Here is a 7,999-nt window from a genome sequence, read left to right on the forward strand (position 1 = left end):
GTTCAGGGGTGTGGTCTGGCCTGTGTCGGGGTCGGTGATGTGGGTGGGGGTGCCGACCAGATCGGTGACGATGGCGGCGAAGCGGCGGTCGATCTCGGCCTGATCCGCGTCGCCGGCGGTGGTGGTGCGGGTGGTTTGGGTGAGGGGGTGCAGGCCGGTGTGGTCCCAGGTGGTGACGGTATCGGTTCCGGCGCCGTCACCGGGGGTGTGGTGTTCCTCGATGAGGGTGGTGTCGTGCCAGGTGAACCGCACCGTCTCCGCGATGGTGCCGTCGGGGTGGTGGCGGTGTTTGGCGACGCGGCGCCCGAAGGGGTCGTAGGTATACGTCCACACCGTGCCGTCGGCGGTGACCGTGCGGGTGAGGCGGTCGTGGGCGTCCCAGGTGTAATGCCAGGTGTCGGGGGTCCGGGAGATGCGGGTGACGCTGCGGCGGATCACCCGCCCCGCCGCGTCATACGCGTAGCGGGTGCGTCCGGCTCGGGCCAGGAGGGTGCCGGTGTAGGCGCGGTCCCCGGCCGCATCCTGCGGGAGCCCCGGCGCCTCGGCACGGGTTTGGTCGCCGGTGGGGTTGTAGGCGTAGGACTCGGTGCCGGCCGGGCCGCTCACAGCGGTGGGCCGGCCGATTGGGTCCAGGGCGAGGGTGGTGGTGCCGGCCGGTTCGGTGACGGCGGTGGGGTAGCCGTCCGCGCGGTGGGTCCAGCGCTTGTGGTGCAGGCGCCGGCCCCCGGCACCGGTGAGAGCCTGCTCGACCAGTCGTCCGGCCGCATCATGGCCGGTGGTGAGGGTCAGGGCACCGGCGATTCGGCGTTCGATCTCCTGCCCGGCGGCGTCCCGGGCGAAGTCCAGGTGTCGGCCGGCGGAGTCCAGGCCGATGGGGCGGCCGGCGGCGTCATAAGTCCATCGGCTGGTGTGGCCGGTGGGGGTGGTGCGGGAGAGCAGGTTGCCCACCGGATCGAGGGTGAGGGACAGGGTGTGGCCGTTGACCGTCTCGCGCAGCAGACGCCCTACCGGATCGTGGGTGCGGGCCAGTTCCACGCCCGCTGAGGTCGCCGAGATCAATTGGCCGGCCGCGTCGTGGGACCAAGTGGTGGTCCCGCCGGTGTCGGTGACCGTGGAGGTCAACCGGCCGAGGGCATCGTAGGTGTGGGTGAGGGACTGGCCGGCCGGGTTGATCTGGCGAACCGGACAACCGGCGGGGTCGTATTCGCGGGTGGTGGTGCGGCCGTCGTAGTCGGTCTCGGCCACCACACGTCCGGCCGCATCGAGGGTGTGGGTCCAGGAACGGCCGTCGGGGGCGGTGACGGCGGTGATGTTCAACTCGGTGTCACGGGTGAAGACATACCGCGCACCATCCGGACCGGTTTGCGAGACCGGTAGGTCGAAGGGGCCGTAGGCCCAGGCCGTCACCCCGCCGTTCTGGTCGGTGTGGGTCAGGCAGTTGCCCTCCGCATCCCACTCCCACCTTTCGGTGTGTCCGAGGGGGTCGGTGAGGCGCACCGGCTTGCCCTCCGGTGACCACTCCATCCGGGTGGTCGCACCGAGCGGGTCGGTGAGGGAGGTGGGGCGGCCGAAGGCATCCCGCTCCAGGACGGTGGTCGCGCCGAGCGGGTCGGTGACCACGAGCGGCAGTCCGGCGGCGTCGGTGTCGATGCGGGTGACGGAACCCAGGGGGTCGGTGACGGTGGCGGGGGCGCCGGTGGACCGGTGGGTGTACCGCACCGTGTGTCCGGCGGGGTCGGTGACGGCGGTGCGGTTGCCGTGTGCGTCGAACTCCTGCCGCCATACCGTGCCGTCGGCCTCGGTGATCGCCGTCGCAAGGCCCAGGGCGTTGTACTCGGCACGGATCTCGTGGCCGTCGGGACGAACGACGGTGGTCAGGTCACCGTGCTTGTTGTGGGTGTAGCGAGTGGTGTGGCCCAGCGGGTCGGTGATCGAGAGCAGGTTGTCGTAGCGATCCCGGGCGCGGCGGGTGGTGTGGCCCAGGGGATCGATTTCGGCGACGAGTTGGAAGCTGTCGTTGAACTGGAAGACGGTGGGGTAGCCGCGTGCCGCGTGGGCGGTGGTGCGGTGGTTCGCGGTGTCGTACTCGTAGCGGTACTCGAAGACCCGACCGGAGCCGGTACCGAAGACGCAGCGACCCGCTTCGTCGTATTCGTAGCGGTACCAGGTGTTGTTGCGGTCCTCCCAGCGGATCAACCGATCGTGCCCGTCGTACCACAGCCGCAGGGGCAGGCCGGAGGAGTTGAACACCTTCGCGAGGTTGCCGGCGTCGTCGTAGTCGAAGGCCAGCAGCACCGGCTCATCGGGTGCGGAGAGCAGGCGGTAGGAGGTGATGCGCCGGTCCACCACCGCCACGCCGATGCGGTAGCCGCCGGTGTGGCTGACCTCGACCGGCTCACCGGCCTCGTTGTGCCGGACCTCGATGCGGTTGTCGTTGCGGTCGCTGATCGCGACCAGCGGCAGTTCGTTGCCCGGCGCGCCGGGCACGGGGGCGAAGTGCAGCGTGCGGCCGGTCTCCCGCTGGTGGATGGTCAGCGGCGTACCGGGCCGGCCGTCCCACCTCAGGCCCCAGCGGGGGCCTTCCACCGGCATCACCGGATCATCCGGGTCGGTGGTGGGGATGGGGTAGAGGAGCTTGGCGCAGTCGGCGGCGTGGAAGGTGACCGAATCGGCCTCCAGCACCAGGCGTTGATCCAGCGTGGAGGACCACGAGCGGCCGAACCACCGGCCCTCCCGGTAGCTGGAGAGGTGGTGGCGCTCCAGCAGCAGCGGCAGGACGCCGGGGAGGTCCACATCGGTGGCCGGGAGCAGGACCTCGCCGGTGGCGAAGTCCACCGGGTCATCGGAGGTGTTTTTCCCCGCCGCCGGACGCCCCTCCCGGCGGACCTGCCGTCCCTGCCCCCGCGCGCCGCGCGCCATGCCCAACGTGGCGGTCTTCGCCCCGGCGGAAGCGATGCGCCCGCCGGGTACGCAATCCAATAGCGCGAATCCGACATCCCACAAACTCGCGTCGCCGTTGGCGTAGTCGATCAACGTGTCCGCGAGGATGATCAGCGAGGCGGCCAGGATCAGCCCCCACACCAACGGCCCGCCCAACACCAACGCCACGATGCTGAGCACGGTGACGACGACCTGGGCGACGGCGACGATGGTGTCCCAGTTGTCCACCACCCAGTCGGCGGCCTTCTGCCACCACTTGCGGTTCGGGATCCCGGCCTCGGAGGCTTCCTCCAGATCCTGCTTGCACTTGGTGGCGGCCTCCTCGCGCAACTCCTTCGCCTGACCGGCCAGCGCTATCGCGAGGTCCAGCTTCTCGCGGGCGTCGGTGACGGCGGTCTCGGCGTCGCCCTTGTCGGTCTCGGCGTCGGTCAGGGCCCGGCGAACCTCGGCGGCGACCTCGCCCTCATCCGGCGGTTCGGCAGCCTCCTCGGCGTTCTCCAGCGCGGAGGTGGCCCGCTCCAACCACGACTGGGCGGTGGACAGCTCCTCCCGGGCCTCGATCGCCCGGTTCAACGCCCGATCAGCGTCGGTCTGGGCCTCGCGCAGCTTCGGCGCATACGTCAGCAGGGCCTGCGCCGCCAGGTCGTAGGAGGTATGCAACTTGTCCAGGTCGGGTGGCAGCTTCTCGAACCGATCCCGATACGCCTCCGCGCTCTCCCCCACGAAGGAGGCGAGCGCGCCCTCCTCGCCCATCGAGCGGACCTTGCCCAACGCGGTGAAGACGTCCTCCGCGAACTCATCGAGTTCATTGCCCAGCCGCTCGATGCGATCCGGATCCCCCGGCGTCGGATCCGAACCCATCTCCACCGGCGACCAATCCGACGCCCGCGCCACGGAACCCCCCGTTTTCCGAACTCCCCCATCACCGGTGGCCGGTGATGCCTTCGGCCATCCACTATGTCGTGCCCCCGAGAAGCTCGGAACAACGGGTGGAACGTGAGTACGAGTTGACGCGAGGCCGACCGTGAACCGTTCCGGAGTCGGTTTCCCGGGGCGCTGTGAGTGCTGCCGGAAGCCCTGCGGTCGGTGCCGAGTCCTCCCGTTCACCGGCTGCCGGTGGACCGGCGGCCGGTGGGTCGGCGGGCATGGGAAGGACTGGAACAGCGAGGACCTTCCCACCCACCCACCGGAAACCCGGTGTCACTCGTGCGGGTGAGTTCGCCGGCTTCGCGGCCCGATGGGGGGTTATGGTCGCTTTCGACAACCCCACAACGTATTCGGCCCCCGTCCGGGATTCGCACTCCCGGCCGAGGGCCTGACCAATCAGGAACGAGACCTTCCCGATGGCTGACATCCAGCGTAGCCCGATCATGTCCGGGCTCATGCACCTCCGGGCCAAATTCACCCGGAACTTCACGATTCTTCCCAACTTCCTGTTGCGCAGGCGCGGCAGTGCCGTCGTCCTCGGCGTCGCCGCCTACCTCTTCTCGCTGCCCGAGGGCACGCCGATGAGCATCGAGCGACTGTGCCGGCACTTCACCGAGGGGCGCGTACGCATCAGTCGCGCGTTGCGCGAACTGGAAGCGGACGGCTACCTCGAACGCCGCCTGTACCGCCTGGCCGACGGCACCGTGCGCACCCGCTTCATCCTCCACCACCTCCCCGAGGCGGCGAGGAGGTTCGCGGAGGCGGGCCGGGACACGGCTCCCGTTGATGAGCCGGCACCCGAGCCCGTTCCCGCAGCCGCGCCGGCTGCGCGTCCGGCACCGGCACCGGTGCCCCGGCCGGTGGCGGAGGCCGTGCCGGCTTCGGTGACGTGCCCCGCTCCGGAGCCCATTGGCGTTCCCACGCCCCGGGTCGGGTCGGCTCCCGTGGAGGCTTCGGTTCTCCCGGCCGTCCCGGCGGCCCGCGTCGCGCCCGTGGCCATGCCCGCTCCCGTGAAGGTCCCGGCCCCCCGGACCGTGCCCGCTCCCGTCCTCCCCGTCGCGGAGCTCGCGCCGGATCGGGTTCCCGTCGGCGACTCGGGGCCGACCCCCAAGGCCGTTGGAGACCGGCGTCCGGCATCGGAACCGGTCGTGACCTGCCCGCCGCGCGTCTCCCCCACGGGAGAGACCCCCGCACCCCGTCCGGAGGCCGAGTGTCGGGAGCCGGCCGTACCTGTCCCACCGGCCGCCGCGCCCACGCGGTGGGAAACCACGGGAGCACCGGCGCCGGCCCCAACCCGGCCGGTGAGCCGGGCCGCGCGGGCGGTCCTGGACTCCCTGACCGCCCATGACCCCCGACTTCTGCTCTCCGAACGCGAACTCCACGACCTCGCCCCGGACGTGGACACCTGGCTGGAACGCGGTGTGCCCGGCGTCGAGGTCGCCCGTGCCCTGACCACCAACCTGCCCCGGCCACTCACCCACCGGCCCGCCCGACTGCTGGCCCATCGCCTGACCGCGTTCCTGCCGGCGCACCGCCTGTCCCGGACCGCTCCGACGGCCTCTCTCCCCCCGGGCGCTCCGCCGCCGTGGCGTACCTGTTCCCGCTGCGATCGCGTGGCTTTCCGAAGTGCCGTCCACACCTTGTGTGCAGGCTGCCGCGAGACCCCACCGGATCCCGTCGTCGGTTCTGTCCGGATTCCCACGGGGGTCGAGGACCGGCGGCCGGCGAGGAGAGGGCTTCGGGCACGCCGCCCGGTCCCCTCGTGACGATTCGTCGCGCCTCTCCACCCGCCCGGTACGACTGTGGGGCGCCCGGGTTGTGGGGCGGTTCGAGGGAACGGCTGCCTCCGTTTTCCGGGTGATGGGTGGGGTCGGCACCTGTCGGGGCGGCTCGGTACCGTACCGGGGCCGTAACCCCTTGTATCGCGTGGAGCAGGGCATGACTGGCGGAATGTCGAGGAACGGGGCCCCACCGGTTACGGGGAACTGCGCCCGGTCCACCCGACCGGGCGCCGCCGGGTGGCCGGGAGCCGCCGCATCCCCGTCCTCCCCCTGGAGGACGAGGTCTTCGAGGGCGCCGATGTCGTCTTCCTGTGCTCGGGGGCCGGCGTCAACCGCCGCTGGGCACACCCCGCCGCCCACCGGGGCGCCCTGGTCGTGGACACCTCGGACGCCTTTCGCGGCGACCCGGACGTCTCCCCGGTGGTGCCCGAGGTCAACGGCGCGACGGCCGCCCGGCTCCTCTCGGGCTCGGTCGTGGCGTCCCCCCGGCCGATGACGCGGGCGACGGCCGTCCAGCTCCTCGCGGCGGGAAGCCCGGGAAAGTACGTGCCGGGCGTGATGTGGTCCATCGTCCTCCAGGTCCGCCTGGCGGCCTCCTCGGGCATCACCGTGCTGCACTTCACGGCCGCCTTCGGCCTGTACGGCGCGGTGGTCCTGGCCACCGGGTGCGCGCTCGGCGCCCCGACGCTGCTGGGGTTGCTGCACGACGGCGGCGCCGCGCCGGCCTCCGCCGTCGCGACCCTCCTCGGCCTGCTCGCCATGCCGTGGCTGCTGGGCACCGCCAACCGGCTGGTGCGCCGGGTGCCCGCGCTGGGCCGCCGGCTCGCCGTGATCCCCGCCGACGTGCTGAGGCGCTCGGTGTGGCTGTGCGGAATCTCCCGGGTGGTCACCGGACTGCACCTGTGGGTGCTGGTCGTCGCCCTGGGCGCCGACCCGATGGCCGCGCTGATCCCCTGTGTGGGCGGGTTCGCGCCGGCCACCGCGCCGGCGAGCCCGGTGGTGATCCTGCCGGACGGCACCGGGGTCCGGGAGGCGCTGCTCGCCGTCGCGCCGGTGCCGCTGCTCTCCGCCCCGGAGGCCGCCGCCGCGGCGGCGGCCGGCCGGCTGGTTCTCGCCGCGACCGATGTCCTCGCCTTCGGCTACGGCACTATCGTCGGCCGCCGTCCGCCCGCTCCGCTCCCGTCCCGATCCCCCCGGGTCCGACCCGGCACCCCGACGCCCGCCGACGCCTCCCGGGGCGGCGGGTCGTGACGGCCCGTCCGTTCGAACCCGGCCCCTGACCGCCGATCACCGCCCATCCGGGCCCGACCACCGAACCGACCCGACCCGACCACCGAACCGTGAAAGGAGCACACACCGTGCTCACCACCCCGTACGGCACCACCGTCCTGGAACGACTGCGCGGCGAGCGGGCCGCGCTGGGCACCATGTACTTCGGCACCACCGTGGACGAGAAGACCTCCTTCGCCCTCCTCGACCGCTGGGTGGAGCGCGGCGGACGGGTCGTGGACACCGCCAACTGCTACGCCTTCTGGGTCCCGGGCGGCACCGGCGAGGAATCCGAACTGCTCATCGGCCGCTGGCTGGCCGAGCGCGGCGCCCGCGAGGACGTGCTGATCGCCACCAAGGTCGGCTGCCTGCCCGACCCGCCGGACGGCCCCTTCCCCGAGTCGGCCGAGGGGCTGCACCCGGACGTGATCAACCGACAGCTCGGTCTGAGCCTCGAACGGCTGGGGTGCTCGTCCGTCGATCTGTACCTCACGCACATCGATGACCCCGAGGTGCCGCTCGCCGACACCCTGGCGGCGCTCTCCGGGACGGTCCGCGCCGGCCGGGTCGGGGTGATCGGCGCCAGCAACACCGACGCCGAGCGGATGCGGGAGGCCGAGGCCCTGGCGGCGGGGGACGACTCCCTGGCCGCGCCGCGCGTGGCGCAGATGCGTCACTCCTACCTGTGGCCGGACCCCGGCCACAACATCGCGCCGCAGCGTCCCCTGGACGGCGACCTCGTCGCGTGGGCGGCGGAGCACGACGCGGTGCTCCAGGGGTACTCGCCGCTGCTCCAGGGCGCGTTGACCCGTCCCGACCGGCCGCTGTCCCCGGAGTACCGGGACGGGACGAACGAGCGCCGACTGGGCCGACTGCGGGAACTCGCCGGACGCATGGGCGTCACCGCCAACCAACTGGCGCTGGCCTGGATGGTCGGCGGTGAGCGGCCGGTGATGCCGGTGCTCGGGGTGAGCCGGCTCGAGCAGCTGGACGAGGCCATGGACGCACTGGACCTGGAGCTCCCCGAGGAGATCCGGGCCGACCTCGACGCCCTCGCCCCGCTGGGCCGCCTCGCCTGAGCC

4 protein-coding genes are annotated in these 7,999 nt (G+C 72.3%); 3 read left to right on the forward strand and 1 reads right to left on the reverse strand.

Annotation, left to right across the window (positions count from 1 at the left end; all coding sequences use genetic code 11):
- Positions 1-3,801 (reverse strand): DUF6531 domain-containing protein (locus tag FNQ90_RS07005; RefSeq protein WP_228470930.1); only part of this gene is annotated, 3,801 nt, incomplete at its 3' end.
- A 482-nt stretch (positions 3,802-4,283) separates the two neighbouring features.
- Between FNQ90_RS07005 and FNQ90_RS07010 the strand changes: the two genes are divergently transcribed.
- The 3 genes from FNQ90_RS07010 (at position 4,284) to FNQ90_RS07020 (ending at position 7,996) form a co-directional block, all read left to right on the forward strand.
- A complete protein-coding gene (locus FNQ90_RS07010) occupies positions 4,284-5,633 on the forward strand; it encodes a hypothetical protein (RefSeq protein ID WP_182605467.1) in 1,350 nt (449 codons plus the stop codon).
- A 252-nt stretch (positions 5,634-5,885) separates the two neighbouring features.
- On the forward strand, positions 5,886-6,899 hold the full coding sequence (locus FNQ90_RS07015) for a hypothetical protein (protein WP_323379816.1): 1,014 nt from the start codon (positions 5,886-5,888) through the stop codon (positions 6,897-6,899).
- Positions 6,900-7,006: 107 nt separating this feature from the next.
- Positions 7,007-7,996, forward strand: a complete 990-nt coding sequence (locus FNQ90_RS07020) for an aldo/keto reductase (RefSeq protein WP_323379817.1) — start codon at positions 7,007-7,009, stop codon at positions 7,994-7,996.
- The last annotated feature ends 3 nt before the right edge of the window (positions 7,997-7,999 follow it).

Source organism: Streptomyces alkaliphilus (assembly GCF_014141535.1).
Classification (GTDB): domain Bacteria; phylum Actinomycetota; class Actinomycetes; order Streptomycetales; family Streptomycetaceae; genus Streptomyces; species Streptomyces alkaliphilus.